This window comes from Roseibium aggregatum IAM 12614 (genome assembly GCF_000168975.1).
In the GTDB taxonomy this organism is placed as follows: Bacteria; Pseudomonadota; Alphaproteobacteria; order Rhizobiales; family Stappiaceae; genus Roseibium; species Roseibium aggregatum.
Genome location: NZ_AAUW01000025.1, coordinates 21,205 through 40,960 on the forward strand (window position 1 = coordinate 21,205; position 19,756 = coordinate 40,960).

Here is a 19,756-nt window from a genome sequence, read left to right on the forward strand (position 1 = left end):
AGAAACTTTAGGATAAACAATGCCGTCCAAATATGATGTCTTGGTTATTGGCGGTCTTGGTCACATTGGGTTGCCGCTCGGTCTGGTCTTCGCGGATCAGGGCCTGCAAGTGGCCCTTTATGATATCAACTTGGAATTCCGCGAGATCGTTCGCGGTGGGAAGATGCCATTTCATGAGGATGGCGCTGATGAACTGCTTGCCAAATACAACGCCAAGAACCTTCATGTCGTGGACGATATATCCGCTATTCAGGATGCCGAAACGCTGTTCATAACCATCGGGACCCCGCTCGACGGGTATCTGAATCCGCGAATTGAACCGCTTCTGAAGCTCGTTGATGCAATGAAGCCTTATCTGCGCGATGAACACCTGATCATCCTTCGCAGCACCGTGATTCCGGGAACGACCGACCTTCTCAGCGACATCGTTGGCAAGTCGGTTAAAGCGGACGTTTCCTTTTGCCCTGAACGCGTTGTGCAGGGAAAGATGATCCAGGAGATGGAAACGCTGCCGCAGATCATTTCCGGCTGTACCGCCAGCGCGGTGAAACGGGCACGGGCGCTATTCGACTTGCTGGGTGTCCAGCAGATCGAAACGCGTCCCAAAGAAGCGGAATTCGCCAAGCTTTATTGCAACGCGTGGCGTTATATTACTTTTGCGGCCGCCAATCAGTTTTACATGCTTGCTGAACAGGAAGGTCTTGATTTCGGCCGTATCCAGCACGCCATGACGCACGAATACACACGTATGCGGGACTTTCCGTCTCCGGGATTTGCTGCCGGTCCGTGCCTGATGAAGGACACCATGCAGCTTGCCGCTTTTGCGCGCCGGTCCTTCGAAATGGGACAGGCAGCCATGTTTGTCAACGAAGGCCTCGCTGCATTTGCCGTCGACAAATTAGCAGAGAAATGTGGCGGCTCGCTGGTGGGAAAACGGGTCGGAATTCTTGGCATGTCGTTCAAATCGGGTTCTGACGACATTCGGGACTCCTTGTCTTACAAGCTTCGCAAGTTGTTGCGCGGGCACGGTGCAGATCTGAGATGTACCGACGAATACGTTATGGTCGATCCGGAACTTGTCCCGCTTGAAGAGGTCACACAGTGGGCTGAAGGAATTATTGTAGGCACTCCGCATCCGGCCTATCGGGATCTGAAGATTCAGGAAAACACGGCAGTCGTCGATGTATGGGGCATAACCAACAAAGGTTAGCGTGGTGCAATTGGAACTAGCGAATAGTAATTTGCAGCCATCTCGGTTTGATGTTCAAGGAAATCACCAGTTCCGCTTACCGCTGTCCGCACTCGCAGAATATTACTCGGACGCTGAAGAGGCGTCGATTTGCGGTGACTTTTCTTGGGTGACGCGGTTTGCGCGATACGACCTTGAAATGTCGGCGATCGCGCTAATGATGATGGGCAACAGGGAAGGGGCCTCGCGTCTCTTCTCTTTCCAAAGCGTCCCAAGTCCCCGAGGCATGTTATTTGGCGCGCTGTGCCGATGGTTGGAAAGCGGTACGCTTGACGATTTTCAAGCGTGCCAGAAACTCCTCTCCGTTGCGAATTCCAGCTTGTCATACGAATTTGAGGAACTGGGGACAAAACAACCCTTGCAAGTGCTTTTTGTTGGCGGTCCCTTGTCTCGTCTGGAGGTTCTTATTCCCGAATTCCAAGGAATTTGGGCCGCGGTCGGCGAGCCTGATCCAGAGACAGGTCGCATTCAGGTTAAACCGGCAAGCACTGGCGCACCGCCTCGTGGTTCGATTACCGCAATGGATCTCGTGTTTGTTGATCCAAGCCATTGGTTTTCTCCCGGTCTCGAAGCCTTCGATGGCATGAAAGTTGGTTTCATAGGCGATTTTGAGTGGAATTTCGCGCAGCACCCGGAACGGTACCGAGTCTTCGATGCGATGGTTTCTCTTGGTTCACAGGGAAACATTGAAGCTAGAGCAAGGTTCGGGCGGGCAACATTTGTCGGACCGATTTTGACTCATTTGGGTCTTCTTCCTGTGAACCGGCAGTTTCTGGAGCCGAGTTCGGCTGAAGCGGCCTGGCGGCGAATTCGTCGAGATACGGACGTCGTTTCGACCGGCCGCCAGAAACATCTTTCTGGATTCTACTACGACAAAGCCGTGTTTAATCGCGCCCTGATGTCGGTTGGCACTCAGCATGAGGTGATCATGCAGAACCGCATGCTGCCGGAACAAGAATACCAGGAACTAATGGCGCGTTCGAGGTTCGTAGCAACCAGCCACCGCTACGGCCTTGGGCAGTCCTGGCGGGTTTTTGAAGCGTTGGGTGCGGGTGCAATGACGCTCGTAGATTCGGCGAGCGGAGCGATTTCTCGATTCTCCCAGGATTATCGATGCATTCACTCAATCCGTTCTCGAAACATGACCGATGACTTTGATAGGCACATAAAGGAATATCCAAGGTACGCCGAAGAGTTTGCTCCCAAGGCCGGGGACTTTTTCAAGGAACTGAACAGCCTTGTTCCTCCGACCCGCAACGGTGTCTTGAAGCAAATGCGTACCCTGCAGTTGGGTGTGCTTCTCGCACGGCACGGGTTCCCGGATGCGACTTTGTCTGAGTGGAGGACTGACCCGATACTGCGACGGGCCGAAGACAGGATCGCAGTTACGGGGGCGGGCGCCAAACTCGATGAACCGATAATCCAGTCGCATTTCCTGGCGCGTTCGACAAAAGCCTACGCTCAGTCGAGAGTGGTGAGAGAACCGGCACGACTAAGCTACACCGAAGCGCTTGATGAACTGGCTCTTCTACATGTCCGTCAGGCTATGGGCGAAAAACTGGAGAGTTCCATCTGCGACTACACACAGGAGATCATTGACCGTTATGCTCAATACGGAATGCCGAAACTCCTGATGGCGGCCGCGCACCGCATGGAGAACAGACTTGCCGAAGCAGACACGTTATTGACGGAACTCGTGTCAAACTTGGATGGCTATCAGTTTGTGCTCGCGGATGCCCGCCCCGAGTGGCAGCTCGGCTCCGTCAATGTTGGTGAATTGATCGACGGTGCAATGAAGGACTTTCTCGAGAATGGCGCCTCTGGCAATTCTTGGAATGAAACCTTGGATGCGCCCTTCCCGTTGGAGGCCTTCAGAAAAGTTATAGGGTCGGCGGCCTATGCACTGCTCGCCGACAGTGCATTGCGCCGGTCAGACGACACCGCCGCTGTGGAGTTCGCATCAACAGCGTTGAAGTTCTGTAGCTGGCAATCAAGCGCTGGCGGAATACTGCTTCAGGCGTTGCGCCGATTGAGTTTGACACCCGCCGGTGAGGCTGCCTGCAAGGACTTCCTGGTCGCATTCGAAAAGGTCAGCCGGCAAAATCAGGATCTCTTTCACCAATTCGCGCTGACGGCCATGAGGGTTCTTGTAGACCTCGGCCGAACACCTGAGGCGCAAGAACTGGCGAAATCATGGGCCGTTGGCTGGAAAAGAATTGGCAAGCCTGTTGGTTGGGGCGCTGTACCCAAGTGGTCTGTCTCCGAGTTTCAAACGGTTTGGAATAACGACAGCCTGCAAAAAGAAATGGCGGCGTTCGGTCTCGATCTGTCTGTCCTGGTTTACAATTAGAGCGTATCAATCTGACTAGAGCCACTCAGTGTGTGATGTGCTCCCGCTAAATGCCCCCGATTTGAGTTAGAGTTTTCCGCGACGATTTTCCTGGCTGGGAAGGAGCGGAATTGATGATGGCATCGAAGTTTTCGGATGCGCAGAAGGCGTTCATCGTCAAGCGTGGCGAAGAAGGTGTTCCCGTTGCGGAGATCTGCCGTGAAGCCGGGATCAGCCAGGCGACCTATTTCAACTGGCGGAAGAAATACGCCGGCCTTATGCCGTCTGAGATGAAGCGGCTCCGGGAGTTGGAGCATGAGAACGCCCGTCTCAAGAAGATCGTCGCTGACTTGTCTCTCGACAAGGAAATGCTCCAGGACATCGTCAAACGAAAGCTCTGAGGCCTGCCCGGAAGAGAACGCTGGTCGACGAGATGCGGTCGGACTGGTCGGTGTCCATTCGCCGTGCGTGTGCGGTGATCCGGTTTGATCCGACGACCTATCGCTATAAATCCCGTCGATCCGGCCAGGCCGCTTTGGAACAGCGGATCAGAGAGATTTGCCAGACGCGCGTCCGGTTCGGATACCGGCGCGTGCATGTATTGCTGCGCCGGGAAGGCTGGGTCATCAACATGAAGAAAACGCGGAGGATCTACAACGAATTGGGCCTGCAACTGAGGAACAAGCACCCCAAGCGCCGGGTGAAGGCAAAGCTGCGCGAAGACCGGCAGGAAGCAGTCGGGCCGAACGATGTCTGGGCCATGGACTTCGTGCATGACCAGCTCGCGACCGGTCGGAAGATACGCGTCCTGACGGAGATTGACACGTATTCCCGCTATGTCCCGGCGCTTGATCCGCGCTTCAGCTATCGGGGCGAGGATGTGGTGAGAACCCTGGAAACTGTCTGCATGCGGGTTGGCTATCCCAAGACGATCCGGGTCGATCAAGGCCCCGAGTTCATCTCCCGGGATCTCGATCTGTGGGCCTATCGAAGGGGCGTTACGCTGGACTTCTCCAGGCCTGGAAAACCGACGGACAACGCCTTCATTGAGGCCTTCAACGGACGTTTCAGGGCGGAATGCCTGAACGCTCACTGGTTCCTGAGCCTTGCAGATGCAACCGAAAAGTTGGAGGATTGGCGCAAGGACTACAACGAACACAGACCTCACGGCGCCATCGGCAACAAAGTGCCGATGGACCTGATGAAATCAGAACACGAAGCCAGCCCGTGTTCCTGATTTGGTCCGGAAAACTCTAGCCCACCTCGAGGGCACGTTTGGTAGCACTCCAGTTTGGTTACCGACCAGAGTCAGATCTTCAATGCGAATGAACAAACTCTTTGAATTCCACACCTAGGCAACAACGGCACAGGCACCAACCTGCTCCAATCCAGATTCTGCTTTGGAAATGGCTGTTATTAGTGCCGCTGTTTTTTGACTGCCATGCAGGTTTCTCTTCGTTCACCGCCCCTGTGGAACCAGTCAACGCCAAAGAGAAAATGCAATCAGGAAGCCGCTGTCTCCAGGAAAAACCCTTCCAGCCTCATTATGGCCTCGTGACTTGCCCTGATTACGGCGTCCACCGTATTCGACCCGTTATGCGACCCGAAAATGCAACTTTCGAATTTGCGAAGCGGAGAGTCCTGCGGCAGGGGCTCGACTTCGAACACGTCCAGCGCGGCGGACGTGACGTGACCGCTTTCCAGTGAAGCAATCAGGGCTGTTTCGTCGATCAGCGGACCGCGGGCGACATTCACGATGCGGACCCCTTCCTTGCAGTCCGCGAGCGTTTTCGCGTTGAGCATATGGTAGCTGCTCTTGGTCAGCGCGCAAGTAAACACGAGGAAATCGTGTTCCCCGATACGGTCCGGCCAGTTGGCGCGCTCTACCCCGTGAAGACCGCCGTCACCGCCGATGCCGGGATCGTACACGCAGACCTTCATGCCGAGCGCTTGAAGCCGCGAGGCCGTCTTGTGCCCGATGTCGCCGAAGCCGATCACTCCGGCGCGTTTGCCCGCCAGGCTGATACCTGCGGGTTTTGGCCAGCCACCGGCCCGAACGCCCCGGTCGATCACGAACAGGCTGCGGGCCAGGCTGGTGACGTAAGCGGTTGCCACATCCGCGACCTCGCTGCCAAACATCGCCGGAGTGTTGATGATGGGAATCCCCAGCTCCTTGCAGGCATCGAAATCGACGTTGTCGGTGCCGATACCCCACTTGACCGCAGCCTGCAGCTTGCCGTTCCGGGCTGCGGTGAAAACGCGCTTCGACGCAGGGTCGTCCCCGATGATCCAGCCGTCGTACTGCGGTATCAGCTCGCAGAGTTCGTCCTCACTGAGCACCTGCGTCGTGTTGGCAGGGTGAAGCGTTAGCCCCTTCTCGGCTGCGAAATCGGTAAATCGGTCAAGCTGCCCAAGCATGGGCGGGCAGGTTACGATTACATCTCTTGTCATGCTGCTTCCTGTTTTTTCCGCATGTTCGCGACCGCTTCGGCCATCATCCAGTCTTCGAGTGTATCGATGTCGACCGCCTCAAGCTTCTGCATTTCGAACAGGATCGGTTTCTTGCCAATGCGGGCACTCGTTTCAACGAAACTTCCGCTGGAAAAGATATAGAGGTTGGAATTTTCCTCGTACCAGGGTTCGAGATCCTGGGTTTGGATGAGATTATCCGGATCGTGGTTCACAGGACTGCCGTCCGCACGGTAAAAGCGCGTCTGGATTTTGTTGACTGTGAAAAGAGAGTCTGCCGTCCCTTTGGTGACCCCCTCCTGGTAACTTGCCAGTGCAGTGCGGATGGTTTCGCTGGACAACATCGGATTGGTGGTGTGCGTCATCAGATAGGTCTCAGCCGGCACGTTATGGATGTCGTCGGCAAGGATCAGGTTCATAGAGACGGTGTCGCCGCAAAGCTCTGCTTTGCGGTCGCGGATAACGACCCGTTCGGACTCAACCAGCCCATTTTCCGCAAGGATGTCTCGGGCGTCGGTGTTGATGACAACCTGGTCGATTTCTTCCAGCGAAAGGAGGGAATCGAGGATCCAGCGAAACAAAGGCTTGCCGTTGAGCGGACGGAAGTTCTTGCCCTTTACCCGCTGGCTATTTGCCTTCATTGGGAGAAGGGCGACGCATCGGCTTGAGCCACTCATCTTGTTCTGCCTTTTTACTCACTTGTGGATAGAAAAAACGCTGCTTGGCTGCCTGAGAAAGAATACGGTGTTCATGGTTCCCGGTATAGGAACCCCAGTATTGGCACCAGCGATAGCGCAGCATGTCGCCAAGACCGGTCGAGGATATTCCGTTGCGCATCGCGGACCGCCAGTCGGCGTAGACGCTCCTGACGATGCACTGCAGCACGTCGATCTTGGACAGGTGCACTTCGGGCATGATCATGCGCAGAGCAATAGCCTCACGCTCAAACCTGCGACGCACAGATGCCCAGGTTTCCTGGTGGTGATGAAAGACGGGCGCTTCAGCGACATATCCGATCTTGGACCCTGCAGCGACGAGGCGCTTGGCAAGTTCCATATCCTCAAGACCGGTCAGTTCCTCGTCAAACAGGTGTTGTTCCCACGCTGTGCGAAGGACAGCGGAGTTTGCGTTGTTACAAAAGAAACCGTCTTGCGGAACCGAAGAGTGAGCAGGGAAATACTTGGCGAAAATTCGCCGTTCACTGTAGTTGCTGTCGTCGTCGCCAATCTGCCGGCCATAGCTATAGACAACCTTGCCGTCCACAATCGGCTGGCAGAGATTTTGAAGCCAATGCTTATCGACTGGGATACAGTGTCCCGAAATGAATACCAGAATGTCGCCGGTGCTGAACTCACACCCCCTGTTGAGCGAACGTCCGAAAGAGAATTCCTGTCTCGTAATGTAGGTGATACGGCAGCCGAAGCTTGATGCGATTTCAACCGTTTTGTCAGTCGAACCGGAATCAATCAGAACAACCTCAACGCTTTCGAAGCACGTTTCCTGGGAGTCGATCATTTCCAGGAGGTCTGAAAGGTATTTGGCTTCGTTGAGGGTACGTATTACGATACTTATACGCATCAGAAGCTTTCTGATTTACTTGATAGTGGGAAATGAGTTAAGTGCACCGTCGCGTGGATATCACCTCTTTTCTAGGCTTTGATACCGAACGGATCGTGTTTTGTCCAGTCTTGAATTCGGGGGCAAAGTCAACGTTTTAATCAATAATCTAGCAGTGAAAGTCGTCTTGTTTCGGTTGACTGGGCTGCTGTCCAACGAAGATACAGTTCGTGTCGTACCCCTGTGAATAACTGGCCCTTGGAAAAGGCGTTGCGAGGAGGTGCGTACATACTCCCGGTTTCATCACCAGGTCGTGTCAGAACTTGGGAGAATAAAGTCCTGGCGCCGGATCAGTAGCAGATATGTTCACGTGCGATCGGAAAGGGAGGCCGGCAATATCCGAGGCTATGTACTTGCCTGCGCTGGTGAGCCACACCCGTCAGATCATGCCTTTGGATTAACGGTTCCAAAGCTTGAATGGCCCGGATCATGGGGCAGGGGTAGTTGTCGAGGAACACCTCGTTGCCCGGTCTGTAGAAGCGTCATGTAGCAGTGAGAGCCAATTTATTGGTCTGCACCAGTCGCCGCCTTGCATCATGCTAGCGGCCATCCCGCAGTCTCGTCATTTTTTGAAGACATGGTCATAGATGCGCGAGGCTTGCCTGATCACGGGGCCGATCAACCGAGTGTCTTTTGTCTTGTGATAAAAAATCTCGAGATGATCATCGATATGAAGAAGGACTTCCCGAAGATTTTTCCTGTGCAGGTTCCTGATGGAGGCCCCTTCGGAACGCTGGCGCTTCTCGGCCTCCACGATAAGCTTCAATTTGGATCGGGTGACGATTGTGTTTACGGAGCTGCTCATCAGGACGTCGGCGAACCTCCCTTCCCGGCGTTCAACCTTGCCGGTATTCCGGCCGAACGTGGGCCTGATGTTCGCCAAGATCTTCCGGGTGTCAAACATGGACCTAGAGAACATGTCGACCGCGCGCAGATTGGTCCTCCACTCGTTGGCTTGAGACGCCGTCTCTACCTGATCGAACAGATCGCCGAGGGTCCGGGCGATCGCGATGGCAGGTTCCACGCCTTCTCTGTTTGCGCAATGCGTATCCAGGAAGCCAGGCCAAGCGTGCCTATGCAGCTCTGCCAGGCCGGGTGCGTTTTCAAGAAGGCGGGCCAACTCCTGCGTGGTCTCGGCGATCGGATAGGCCCCCATTGGGTCCTTGAACTTGTCGACCTGTTCCGCGTGGGGATTGAAATAGATGACCTGCCGTCCGTGGGCCAGGCCTTCTAGTATACCGGATGCAAACCGTTGCACGACCACCGTGCTGTTGCGCGTCGCCGCATCGAAGGTCTCGGGGGTCACCTTGTCCTGGTGTAGCGTGCCAAGATCGGCAGGGTGCCGGGAAATAACCCAGTCGAGTCCTGCCTGTTCGCAGGCTTCGACCGCCTGCGTCAGCCAGGCATCTCTATGTTCAACCAGCACGCCATAGCTAAAGTTTGAATTTATGAGCACTCGCGGGATGGACGGCAGTGGGAGGGGAGGAGCAGACCTCATCTCCGCAATGCGCGGCAAGCCACAAACATGGATCTCCTGCTTACTGTCGGAGAAATACCGCTTGTCAAAACTGCCGGGAAGAAGGACCGCATCTGCCATGCGGTAAGCGCCTCGGTCTCGGTTGATGTCTGCGTCCCAGTAGTCCTGGATACCCTCTACGATCGCAGCTGTCTTGATCCCTGCGGCTTGTGCGGCACCGAAAATTGCTCGTACAGATGGATCCCAGTCGTTGAGGGCAACAATTACCTTCGGTGCATAGAGCCCTAGCATGAAAGGGCTTAATCCAATGAGTGGGATATCCAACTCTACCGCTTTGGACCTGAGAAAACGATCACCGCAGTGGCTTGACAGGTCTACGACGTGACAGTCGATGTTTCGGGTGGTGAGGTGCTTGAGTACAGGCGCCAGAGTTTCTAGGTGGTAATCCTTCTGCAAAAGGAAGACGATACTGGGTTGTCGGGTCTTACCTAGGTTCCAGCCGCTGAATTCGACGGAATCAGTGAAAGGAAATGTGGTATTGGATGAGTCGACTTTGGAGGGCAGGGGGGCCTTCAGAGCCGTTTTCAGGAGGCGTTCGAGCAAAGCCGTTGTCTGCGGAAAATTGATTTCCAGACTCTTTTGCGGCTCAGTGTGAAAACGGGCTACGCCGGTCTTCAGATGAAGCCTGATGTCGTTCCGGCTCAGAACTTGATGCAGGTCAGGCAATTCCGTGCGCAGCATCACGCCGAGGTCGTTCAGGTCTGCGTTGTTGTCCGCCTGGTTCCTTCTGGCTGCTTCCATGCCCACAAAGGACAATATTCGTCCCGCAAGATCGGCTTGTTGCCGATAGACTGGCCACTTTTTTGTATAGGTGGTTATATCAGCATCAAAGGAAGTCTGAGCCGGCAGGTCCATGTAAGATGCCTTGTTCAGCTGAATAGCAATATCCAGATGTTTCAAGGGCTGTTGGCGGATCATGCTTCTGCTTCTGCTTCGGTAGGTTACGGCGTGACGCTTAACGGCAACGAAGCGATAGCCGGCCCGTAGGGAGCGCATCCAGAATTCATAGTCCTCGGCTTGAACCATTTTCTCATTGAAGCCGCCAAGTCGGCAGAGCTTGTCCGCAAAAAAGAGTGGCTGGTTCGCGTTGAACGGACAACGTGTTCCGGTGTTGAGAAAATCGACCGGCTTCAAGATACAGGAGCTGCTTCTTGGGGGTTTTTCTGTGTCTTCGCGGATTGTGACGCTGCCGCAATAACTTCCGATCACGTGCTCGTCGTCACACTCAAGCAACGGTGCTAGGCGCAGTTCGAGACTGTCTCGCATCATCAGGTCGTCTGCGTCCAGAAAGCACACGAATGGTGAGGTTGTTGCGCGCAGGCCCGTGTTGCGGGCCGCCGAAAGCCCCGAGTTGGCGCCATGGTTTATAATCTGAATGCGTTTGTCGCGCCGCGCGAACTCTTCTGCGATCTCTCGGGTGTCGTCGGTTGATCCGTCATTCACGACGATACAGCGGAAGGATTTCGTCGTCTGTGCGACAATGCTATCAAGCGTCCAGCGCAAAAAACAACCAGCATTGTAAGCTGGCACAACAATTGTACAAATCGCAGAATTCAAATCAAACTTCCTAAGGTCGATTGTGGCGAATAATGTCAACGACGGAGAAGGCAACCTGGACCAAAGCCTGCAATTTTCCGCTATATATGACTTCGTAGCATGGGCGAGAGATGGGGGCTCTTTTTACTCCCGCTTTAAGAAACTGGACTGCAACAAATATAATTAGCTCAAAGCTTCTACGAACCAAAATCCATAACTTTAACAACAATAAATTGGACGAAGAGCTTGCGTATTGCGGGTGGGATCGCTGCAGGTTTGCGACATTTTTTGCGCGTTGAATGCAGCTTTGTAAGCTCGCCAGCAGCCCAGTTTTCTCCGGTCGAATATAGTGTATTAATTCAAGATCCGGGCTAAAGTAGATGCTGTTATTCGGGCATAGTGCAAGTATTCGCAGCTGCAATTCGGTTTCTTCGCCGTATCTTGTCTTTGATCCACTCATGCCGAAGTTGGGGTCGAATGTGCCTACTTTTTTAAGTAGATCGCGCCGGATTGCCATGTTGCCACCTGAGAGACCAGGCTTTGAAAGCCAGCGCTCCTGCCAATCGTCGCGGATGTGGTAGCTGTCTCCGTACTTTTCGAGAAAACCTTTGGCGTAGTGTCGTTTGTCTATTTCGGGTAAATACTTTCCACGATAGGGCCCCCCCACCATGACGGGCGACTTGTGACCAATCACACAATAGAGTCGATCTAACCAGTCGGCATCAACGTCACACTCGTCATCTAAAAAGACCAGCCAATTGCCTCTACTCTCAGAAACACCTCTGTTCCGAGCGTTGGACAAACCCTGAAGTTTCTCGAGATGGTAGCTCCACTTGTTTCGCTGAATAGAAGGGAGCGTTAAAAAAAAATCTTGCACTGTCTTCTGCGTTGCATCTTTAGAATTGTTGTCAATAATAAGTATTTCGTAGTCAAAAGTTTGATTTTTATTTAGTCTTGCAATGCTATTTATGCAAATGCTCAGAATGTCGCTTCGGTTGTATGTGCAAATGATAATAGAGAACATTGTCGTCATATGGTCTTTGCCGTTATGGGTATTTGAACCTGATTTATCAGATATTTTCATTAGGATGAGCTTCGTCCAAACAGCAACTTGTCCAGCGTGGGGGTTCTAGCAAGTTCCAAGATAACCGGACGCAAAACGGCGTGGATTAAGCGCTTAAGCGGTGCGCTGTTTAACTGTCTTTTTACGTCAAAGTCCAAATTAAGATAAAAATTTACTAAAACCCGTTTTCTCTGATCTTTGCACGTGAGTTTCGTTACGCCATTGAAACCCGCTCGTTTCCGGTCAGTCGATGAAGAAATTCTATTGAGTCCTGTCCGATTATAGACAAGCCAAATTCTTGGCTCATAAATTAATACACTGTCTTTTTGCAACGCCTCCCAATACATATGCCAATCTTGGCAAGATGCCAGCGAAGGAAAACTCATTTTTGCTACGGCGCGTCTCGAAAATGTAACGGCACCTAATGGGCCTACGCAATTTTCGTAGGACAAATAATTCTTTAACGAAAGCGGTAGTGACAACAGTGACTGAAGAGCTTTTGGTTCTTCGAGTTTGCCAATTACATCACTCGCCGTTCGAGCCACGCGTGGAGTGAAAAGGAAGTCGAATTGTGTTGTTGCGATCCTGTTGAGAATGCCTTCTAACCAATCGTCGGAAATGTCGTCGTCAGAATCGTGAAAGTGTACGTAGTTTCCTGTGGAGCGCCGAAATCCGAGTTTTCTAGATGCCGGGGCACCTAAACAGGTCGCGTTCCGCAATAGAATTACGTCTTTGAAGGTTTCATTGAAGAAACGTTCGGTACTACCGTCATCGACCACGACCAACTCTACGTTGTTGATCGCGTCTAGTTCCGTCATCATTTTTCGAAAGCGATCTACGAGAGAGCGTAGTTGCTCGACCCTATTGTGGGAAGGGATTATGATGCTCAATGTCGGTTGCATGTATTGAACTTTGAAATTCTGTATCGGCTTTCTAACCTGCCACAGACCAATATCAAACTGTCACTGGAAGTAAAGGCGTACCGTTCGCCATCTTCGTTTTAAGCTGACCTGTGTGACACAGGCAGTATTGCCGTCTAAAAATTTAGGACTTTCCGACCTTTCGAGTAGGCAGTGTTATGCTGTCAGCTGGCATCTAGAAACAAAAGGGTGGATTTGAGCTAATCCCCAATCCATTGGACATGTTTGCGCGTAATTTAAGCTACTCTTTGCGCCTGCTGCCGGGTAGGTTTTGTTGAATTCGCTGTCAACGGCCGACGCCAAGGACGAAGTGCGTAGGCTTGCGTTCAAAAAAAGTCCATCCAATTTCGTATACTGGCCCTGGTCTTTGAATCGGTTTCCCAAGCGTATGGAAAAACGCACGCGTATTTCAGCGTTCGCCACAACCGTTCAACGAAGATGATATCGAGGATCCGTCCCTTGCCCCAAGCCGCCAATCAACGTTGGTCTCTCGACTTCGTCTCCGATGCCCTGATTGATGGGCGCAGGTTCCGAATCCTGTGTGTCATTGATGACTTCAGCCGCGAATGTCTGGCAACGGTGGTCGACAACTCGATCTCCGGAGCCCGGGTATCGCGAGAACTGGACGGTATCGCAGAGCGTCGTGGTCGATACCCCTTGATGATCGTCAGCGATAACGGCACCGAACTCACATCAAACGCCATGCTCAAATGGCAGCAGGACCGAGGCGTGGAATGGCACTACATAGCGCCGGGCAAACCGATGCAGAATGGCTTTGTCGAAAGCTTCAATGGGCGCCTGAGAGACGAATGTCTCAACGAGCACCTGTTCCGCACCTATCGCAACGCCAGAAAAATCATTGAAGACTGGAGGATCGACTACAATCTGAACCGACCACACACGAGCCTTGACGGGCTCACCCCATACGAATTTGCAACCCAGTCCATAACGGACCTCAACGTGAACAGAGCTAACTTATAAACGCTGACAATCGGGGGAGCACGTCAATCGCTTTCGCTTCTCTCCAATATGGGGGGCTTTGATACTTGTATCCTTCCCCCATTATGGAAAACTTTGATTAACTGATTGAAATTAATAGGTAAAAATAGATGAGTTTTAGACGTAGAGATGCGGCTAATCCAAGTGGCTACGTGAGGCTTCAGACGACCGGATCCTCTCTGAAAGTCATTCTAATGCCCTTAGGTTTGACAGGTCCACTCCGGGGTAAGACACGCGCTGAAGGTGCTCGTTCAAAACACTGACCGCGTACCCGCTGCCATACCGATCACCCATGCCGGGGTCTTCATGCCCCTGTAGGGCATACATGACATCTCGGGGGACACCGGAATCACGACAGGCGTCTTCAAAGGAATGTCGGAAGCTGTAGAAGGTGTTCTTGCTAGTCTTCGCTCCAACGCTCTCCAGAACGCGCCTGAATTGCCGCGAGAAAGGTGATGAGTAGTAGCCGTCCTTGCCCTTGACCATCTCCGGAAAGAGACGTGTACGCTTCTCACTTCTGCAGTGATCAACGAACTTCATGAAGCCGAGATCAATCAGGGCTTGATGAACTGGAATCCGTCTTCGGGAGCCCTTGGTCTTCAACCTCTTGTCGTCTTCGAGTTTGTTGATGTCGACGAAGGTAACTCCGTTCTCCGTCTTGATGTCGCTCACATAGAGCTGGATAAGCTCACCAGACCGGGCTCCAGTGAACAGGGACAGCAACGGCACCCAGTATAGACCAAGGTTGTTCGGGATGTGCGTGCCTTTGGTCCGCCACGCCTTCGCGTTCTTGCAGCCAGTATAGAGTGGAGCCTGAAAGATCCGGGACAACTGATCAGCAGTGAAAGAGTCTCGCTCCTCGAATGCAGCTGCCTCTTTGCGGAGCTTGAGCCCCTGGAGTGGGTTCTTTTCTACCTCGTCGAAATTGTTTGCAGCCCAGTTCCAGAACGCCGAGACAAAGCCGACGACCTTGTTGTAGTTGGTGATGCTCATCGGCTGCAGGCGAAGCTCACAGGCCCTTGTAGCGGCCTCTGTGATAGGCAAATCCTTGAGCTGGGGGTGCTTGGTCCAGTTCGGAGGAAGCTTCAGCAGTGCCTCCTTGAAAGCCCTTCCATCAGCCTTCGCATAGTCATCCAGTGGACGGTCGCCAGCGATCAGCATAAACCGGTCCGCCCAGATACGATGATCGTCAGCAGTCTTCTCACCCCAAGAGGCGAGGGACTTCTCCCGGATCCAATCCGAGATTGCCGCAGAAAGCATTGGTGCCGCGCTGGGCTTCGAGACCTGCTGAGTTGGCACTATGGGCGTCTCGACGACATCGCCACGGTTTCTGGCTGCCTTCCCTTCATTGGCCTTGATGGTGACAGCTTGCAGCTTCCTGATGAGCTTCCGCCAGCTGGGCGACTCTGGTGCGAGCTTTAAGTCAACATTAGTCCAGCTGAGAACCTCTTCCGCCTCATCCCTGAAAAAGCCTTCAGTGTCTTCTCCACGCGCATAGGCGTACCGATTGATGCCTCCAAGATCTACGATGTCGTCGGCATGCTCCTCGAAGGACTTGGAATCGAATTCCTCTTCTCGAAGAGCCTCATCCTCTTCCAGAAGGTTGGCGTAGTAGATGTCGCCAATGAGGTTGATCTGTGCCTCTGAGAGCTCTTCAAGGACAGGCTGAGCGGACTTGGAAAGCTCCAGCCGGTGCTCGTCAAACCGGCGATCAACCCTAACCGCCTCCTCGCGGACGCGCCGAAGGGCTTCTTGGTAGTCCTTGGTCCCCAGCGAGAATGTTTCCTCTGACTTGGGATAGGTCGCTTTAATGTCCTGAGGGATTGCAGCGCGGTGATAGTACGTTGCACCGCGACGGTACAAGCGGGTGTGTCCAGCTATCTTTTCCATAGCTCCACTGTAACAGTCCAATGGAACAGGCGGATAGATAAGCCCTGTTGTTTCAACAGGTTATTGATTTCATTGAGGTCTTGATGGTGCTGCCGGAGAGATTTGAACTCTCGACCTCTCCCTTACCAAGGGAGTGCTCTACCCCTGAGCTACGGCAGCATCTGGCTTGTCTTTGGGACAGGCGCGGCGTCTGGCTGGTTGCTTGAAAAAGCCTGATTTGCAAGACGCAAGTGCTGGTGCCGATCAGCGATGCCGACCGGAATGAGGGGGCTTTTGCCATAAGAGCATCTGGGACGCAAGCGGTGATTTGGGATTTTTTTCCGGTGTCCTTTCAGGCCTTCGAAGAAAGCGTTGGGGATTGACCGGATCAGGCCGCCAAGCTGCTGGGTTCAGGCGCTTTTCGCTTGTGGATATTTGGCAATCCGGTCGGTGATGTTGAGGAGTGGGGCGGGGGGCTTGGGTGAGAGGAGCTAACCGATGCGATGGCTATGAAACAGAGGTTGCGTTTTGGGGAACGCGGCCTGGCGCAAAGCGGGGTGATGTAAGACGATGGGGCCGATACGAGACGCGCCGGCTGTCCGCAGACAAATGTACGGCAGACTACGTGGGGCAAAAGGCAAATGCCTGTTGGAAATGGAGAGGCGTGATTGCTTGGTTTTTAAGACAACAAAGCAACCTGTCTGCCATTGAGGAACTGCGAGATCCCTTGATGAAGTCCGAATGGAAACCTGAGCATGAATATAAAGGTGAAGACCTAAGTGCCATAAGATACGGCGAAGGCTCGAGAGGGAGCAGGAACGCCGGGGGCGGAGGAGCCCTATGCTCCGTCAAGCTCGCTTCCGAAGCGTGGTGAGGTCGTTTTCATGTTGGGCGGATTTGGAGGGATCGGTCTGTTTGGAGAATGCGGAAGCGATACGTTGAACCGCGTTTTCGGCCTTTCTGGAATTTTAGGTAAAGCACCTCGCGCCTACCAGGTCTTCTTCTTGAATGGCGGTGCATCTAGAGTTTGGCCCAATAAATGAAGCCATTTCCACGTCCTTCGGATTTGACCGGATTGGTCTTCCTCGGAGTTGCGAAAGCTTGAAAATGAGCAACATTTCCTGCGCTTCCGCGCCTTGAGGCAGACCAATCCGCCTCAAACCAACGGAAAGGCGGAGCGCTTCATCAAGACTCTTCAGGAGGAGTGGGCTTACGGAGTTCCGTACAAGACCTCTGAACAACGAAACGCTGCACTGCCGCGATGGCTCGGCATCTACAATTGCCAACGCCCGCACGGCGGCATTAACTTCAAGACACCGATCACTCGGCTGACCCTCAAGCAGTGAACAAACTCATTGGAAAGCACACCTAGGCAAGCTGCGGGCTGCTTGCTAGACAGGTGGACCGAGAGATCACCAGATGAGCACGCCATGGGCGACGAAGATCAGCAGAAAAAGTCAGCGGTAAAAACGGGCGAGAAACCTGGGAAACAGCGCGGTGAAAAGTCCGCTGAGAAAGCGGCTGCCAAGTCCCGGGAAGACCGGCTGGCGGAAGCCTTGAGGGCCAATCTGCGGCGACGCAAGTCTGCCGCAAAGGACAGGGATGCCGATTGAGGTACGCCAAGCCTGACAAAACGTGGGGGCTTTTCCGGTAGGCGGTGAATGAAGATAGCATGATTTGATGCGAGTTGGTCGTCCTCAAGCTGCGGAAGTGCGGGAAATGTGACCCGTTTGAAAGCTTTTGCAACGCCGATAGAGGATTGGTCCGTTCAAAGCCGAAGGACATGAAAATGGGGTCCTTGCGTGTCGTCGGCGTGCTTGATCGGGAACAGAGGCTGCTTTGCGCCACTTTTTAATGCGGTTTTGACATTTTCCTTGCCATTCCGTCTTCATTTGGCAGGCCATACCCTGATCTGAAAATTGCCCAAACGCGGCCTGTTGCCTGCCTTGCATGGGCCATAAGTTACGTGTAGACCGCACGTTTGATGTGAGTTTGTTGACGTTTGCAAAGGGATGGCCGTGCGCTCTGCACGGTTTTGTTCGGGGAAAAACATGGACAGTATCAAGGTCGTTGGCGGTGCGGAGCTGAATGGTGTCATTCCGATTTCCGGCGCGAAGAACGCGGCACTGCCGCTGATGATCGCATCGCTCCTGACGGACGAGACCCTGACGCTGTCCAATGTGCCGCGCCTGCGTGACGTTGCCCAGTTGATGCAGATCCTGTCCAACCACGGGGTTGATTATTCGGTCAACGGCAAGCGCAGCGGCCAGGACGACCTTGCCGGGCAGACGCTGAACCTGACCGCCCGTGAAATCGTCGATACCACCGCCCCTTACGAGCTTGTGTCCAAGATGCGTGCCAGCTTCTGGGTGATCGGCCCGCTGGTTGCCCGCAGCCATGAGGCGCGCGTCTCGCTGCCCGGCGGCTGTGCCATCGGCACGCGGCCGGTGGATTTTTTCATCGACGGGCTGGCCGCGCTTGGCGCCGAAATCGAGATTGACGGCGGTTATGTGATCGTCAAGGCTCCAGGAGGGCTGAAGGGCGCTCGCGTCGAGTTTCCGAAGGTTTCCGTCGGTGCAACCCACACCATCATGATGGCGGCAACGCTGGCCAGCGGCGAGACGGAAATCGTCAATGCCGCGCGCGAGCCGGAGGTGGTCGACCTTGCCAAATGCCTGAAGGCCATGGGCGCGAAGATCGAGGGCGAAGGCACGTCGACCATCCGCATCCAGGGCGTGCCGCGCCTTCATGGTGCGCATCACGCGGTTGTTCCGGACCGGATCGAAACCGGAACCTACGCAATGGCTGTTGCCATGACCGGCGGTGACGTTCTGTTGCAAGGCGCCCGTTCGGACCTTCTGGAAACGGCGCTTGAGACGCTTCGCCAGACTGGTGCAGACATCACGCAGACCGCTGACGGCATCAAGGTTTACCGCAACGGCAACGGCATCCAGCCGGTGGATATCACCACCGAACCGTTCCCGGGTTTTCCGACGGACCTGCAGGCCCAGTTCATGGCCCTGATGACAAAGGCCGGCGGCACCAGCCGGATCACCGAAACCATCTTTGAAAACCGTTTCATGCACGTGCAGGAACTGGCCCGTCTCGGCGCCCAGATCCACGTGGATGGCCGCACGGCAACGATCGACGGCGTTGCGACGCTGCGCGGTGCACCGGTGATGGCAACGGATCTGCGAGCGTCCGTATCACTGGTCATTGCCGGTCTGGCTGCGGAAGGTGAAACGACGGTCAGCCGCGTTTATCACCTTGATCGTGGCTTTGAACGCCTGGAAGACAAGCTGACCCGCTGCGGCGCGAAGATCGAGCGCATCTCCGCCTGATCAAGGTTTTGATTAGCGTTGTAGAGGTCGGGGCGGGTTGGATTCCAGACCCTAGCTAAAATCTGCTGAGAAACGCTTCAGGTTTCTGGGCCAGCGTCCCTGCCATTTGCTGCGTGGGCATGACGCTTCTTGCCGATGAAGTCACCTGGTAGCGGTGGGCGGCGAAGAAGCCCGTGGTTCCCGAATACCTTGAGGCCCTGATAGCTACTTCGCCTCCTGCCGCGCGATCACCCGGCCGCGCGAAGTGAAGGAGGGCCCCGGGCCGCCGCTGCCGCTGGTCATGATAGCCTCGGCGATAGGGCTGAGGGCAGGGCTTGCCGACGACCACACGAGCAGGAAATTGGCGCCGACGCCGCCGGAGGTGTCGTTGATGGGGATCAGCACGGTTTTCGACTGCAGGGGCGCAAGCTCCACAGGCGTCTCAAGCAGCTCGCGCAGCAAGGTGCCGTCTTCATTGTGATAATCGACGCGCTGAAGCGTTATGGTGGTTTCGGGGTCGACATTGTGGACGGCGAGCGTTGCCGCCAGCAGGTCCGACCGGTTCGGATGGGAAAAGACTCTCGAATAGGCCGGCACGTAGATGGTCTCTCCGAGCACCTTTTCGGTGAAATCCTGTGCCTGAACCTGTGTCGGCAGCTGGAAGAGAACCAGGCTACCTGCCAGCAGGCCGAGGCAGGTCAATCGTTTCAGCATCACGTGCCCATGCGTTTGAGTGGTGTTAGGGTGTGGCCCTGATCTTCTGGCGTCACTTTCCTGAATGCGTGCCCTGATTGCAAGACGGAAGGGGGCTGGTTGTCATTCGTCAGCGCCGGAAGAGCCTTAAGGAC

13 protein-coding genes, 1 tRNA gene and 2 pseudogenes are annotated in these 19,756 nt (G+C 54.3%); 7 read left to right on the forward strand and 9 right to left on the reverse strand.

Features of this window, described 5'->3' with window-relative positions; all coding sequences use genetic code 11:
- Positions 1-19: 19 nt before the first annotated feature.
- The 3 genes from SIAM614_RS26460 (at position 20) to SIAM614_RS26475 (ending at position 4,815) form a co-directional block, all read left to right on the forward strand.
- Positions 20-1,210, forward strand: coding sequence for a nucleotide sugar dehydrogenase (locus SIAM614_RS26460; protein ID WP_006939296.1), 1,191 nt, complete (start codon positions 20-22; stop codon positions 1,208-1,210).
- A 4-nt stretch (positions 1,211-1,214) separates the two neighbouring features.
- Positions 1,215-3,599: a glycosyltransferase family protein gene (locus SIAM614_RS26465; RefSeq protein ID WP_157140110.1), complete on the forward strand. Its 2,385-nt coding sequence runs from the start codon at positions 1,215-1,217 to the stop codon at positions 3,597-3,599.
- A 113-nt stretch (positions 3,600-3,712) separates the two neighbouring features.
- Positions 3,713-4,815 (forward strand): IS3 family transposase gene (locus SIAM614_RS26475; RefSeq protein WP_085956419.1). Its coding sequence is split into 2 segments (ribosomal slippage): positions 3,713-3,974 and positions 3,974-4,815, totalling 1,104 coding nucleotides; the frame shifts between segments, so codons are not numbered across the junction.
- Positions 4,816-5,081: 266 nt separating this feature from the next.
- Here SIAM614_RS26475 and SIAM614_RS26480 read toward each other — a convergent pair.
- The 6 genes from SIAM614_RS26480 to SIAM614_RS26505 all read right to left on the reverse strand — a co-directional run bounded on the left by SIAM614_RS26480 (position 5,082) and on the right by SIAM614_RS26505 (position 12,702).
- Complete coding sequence (locus SIAM614_RS26480; protein WP_040441225.1) at positions 5,082-6,029, reverse strand: phosphoglycerate dehydrogenase; 948 nt, start codon at positions 6,027-6,029, stop codon at positions 5,082-5,084.
- Positions 6,026-6,688, reverse strand: coding sequence for an acylneuraminate cytidylyltransferase family protein (locus SIAM614_RS26485; protein WP_006939306.1), 663 nt, complete (start codon positions 6,686-6,688; stop codon positions 6,026-6,028). The genes SIAM614_RS26480 and SIAM614_RS26485 overlap by 4 nt, the downstream gene beginning before the upstream one ends.
- Complete coding sequence (locus tag SIAM614_RS26490) at positions 6,675-7,625, reverse strand: glycosyltransferase family 2 protein (protein WP_040441227.1); 951 nt, start codon at positions 7,623-7,625, stop codon at positions 6,675-6,677. Before SIAM614_RS26490 ends, SIAM614_RS26485 begins: the two co-directional genes overlap by 14 nt.
- A 601-nt stretch (positions 7,626-8,226) precedes the next feature.
- The gene (locus SIAM614_RS26495) at positions 8,227-10,758 is read right to left on the reverse strand and encodes a glycosyltransferase (RefSeq protein ID WP_157140111.1); all 2,532 of its coding nucleotides are present in this window, start codon (positions 10,756-10,758) and stop codon (positions 8,227-8,229) included.
- A gap of 10 nt (positions 10,759-10,768) precedes the next feature.
- Positions 10,769-11,821, reverse strand: a complete 1,053-nt coding sequence (locus SIAM614_RS26500) for a glycosyltransferase family 2 protein (protein ID WP_006939309.1) — start codon at positions 11,819-11,821, stop codon at positions 10,769-10,771.
- Positions 11,821-12,702 (reverse strand): glycosyltransferase family 2 protein, encoded by an 882-nt coding sequence (locus SIAM614_RS26505; RefSeq protein ID WP_006939310.1) that lies wholly within the window; start codon positions 12,700-12,702, stop codon positions 11,821-11,823. Before SIAM614_RS26505 ends, SIAM614_RS26500 begins: the two co-directional genes overlap by 1 nt.
- Before the next feature lie 477 nt (positions 12,703-13,179).
- Between SIAM614_RS26505 and SIAM614_RS26510 the strand changes: the two are divergent.
- Positions 13,180-13,701, forward strand: a pseudogene (locus SIAM614_RS26510) (integrase core domain-containing protein); the annotation flags it as partial.
- Between the two features lie 204 nt (positions 13,702-13,905).
- Here the strand turns inward: SIAM614_RS26510 and SIAM614_RS26515 are convergent.
- Together SIAM614_RS26515 and SIAM614_RS26520 are read right to left on the reverse strand one after the other, a co-directional pair.
- On the reverse strand, positions 13,906-15,609 hold the full coding sequence (locus tag SIAM614_RS26515; protein WP_006939312.1) for a site-specific integrase: 1,704 nt from the start codon (positions 15,607-15,609) through the stop codon (positions 13,906-13,908).
- An 84-nt stretch (positions 15,610-15,693) separates the two neighbouring features.
- Positions 15,694-15,768: transfer RNA gene (locus tag SIAM614_RS26520), tRNA-Thr, on the reverse strand.
- Positions 15,769-16,742: 974 nt separating this feature from the next.
- Between SIAM614_RS26520 and SIAM614_RS26525 the strand changes: the two are divergent.
- The 3 genes and pseudogenes from SIAM614_RS26525 to murA form a co-directional block, all read left to right on the forward strand.
- Positions 16,743-16,934: pseudogene (locus SIAM614_RS26525) on the forward strand (integrase core domain-containing protein); the annotation flags it as partial.
- 84 nt (positions 16,935-17,018) lie between these two features.
- Positions 17,019-17,201: a hypothetical protein gene (locus SIAM614_RS26530; RefSeq protein WP_006939319.1), complete on the forward strand. Its 183-nt coding sequence runs from the start codon at positions 17,019-17,021 to the stop codon at positions 17,199-17,201.
- Positions 17,202-17,639: 438 nt separating this feature from the next.
- Positions 17,640-18,929, forward strand: coding sequence for a UDP-N-acetylglucosamine 1-carboxyvinyltransferase (gene murA / locus SIAM614_RS26535; protein WP_006939321.1), 1,290 nt, complete (start codon positions 17,640-17,642; stop codon positions 18,927-18,929).
- A gap of 204 nt (positions 18,930-19,133) precedes the next feature.
- Here murA and SIAM614_RS26540 read toward each other — a convergent pair whose 3' ends face one another.
- A complete protein-coding gene (locus SIAM614_RS26540) occupies positions 19,134-19,622 on the reverse strand; it encodes a DUF3124 domain-containing protein (RefSeq protein ID WP_006939322.1) in 489 nt (162 codons plus the stop codon).
- Positions 19,623-19,756: the final 134 nt, after the last annotated feature.

What these genes read in the sequence shown, in the direction of transcription:
- SIAM614_RS26460 (WP_006939296.1), top strand. Translation starts at nt 20, where the DNA reads ATGCCGTCCAAATATGATGTCTTGGTTATTGGCGGTCTTGGTCACATT.
- SIAM614_RS26480 (WP_040441225.1), bottom strand. Translation starts at nt 6,029, where the DNA reads ATGACAAGAGATGTAATCGTAACCTGCCCGCCCATGCTTGGGCAGCTT.
- SIAM614_RS26485 (WP_006939306.1), bottom strand. Translation starts at nt 6,688, where the DNA reads ATGAAGGCAAATAGCCAGCGGGTAAAGGGCAAGAACTTCCGTCCGCTC.
- SIAM614_RS26490 (WP_040441227.1), bottom strand. Translation starts at nt 7,625, where the DNA reads ATGCGTATAAGTATCGTAATACGTACCCTCAACGAAGCCAAATACCTT.
- SIAM614_RS26500 (WP_006939309.1), bottom strand. Translation starts at nt 11,821, where the DNA reads ATGAAAATATCTGATAAATCAGGTTCAAATACCCATAACGGCAAAGAC.
- SIAM614_RS26505 (WP_006939310.1), bottom strand. Translation starts at nt 12,702, where the DNA reads ATGCAACCGACATTGAGCATCATAATCCCTTCCCACAATAGGGTCGAG.
- SIAM614_RS26515 (WP_006939312.1), bottom strand. Translation starts at nt 15,609, where the DNA reads ATGGAAAAGATAGCTGGACACACCCGCTTGTACCGTCGCGGTGCAACG.
- SIAM614_RS26530 (WP_006939319.1), top strand. Translation starts at nt 17,019, where the DNA reads ATGGGCGACGAAGATCAGCAGAAAAAGTCAGCGGTAAAAACGGGCGAG.
- murA (WP_006939321.1), top strand. Translation starts at nt 17,640, where the DNA reads ATGGACAGTATCAAGGTCGTTGGCGGTGCGGAGCTGAATGGTGTCATT.
- SIAM614_RS26540 (WP_006939322.1), bottom strand. Translation starts at nt 19,622, where the DNA reads ATGCTGAAACGATTGACCTGCCTCGGCCTGCTGGCAGGTAGCCTGGTT.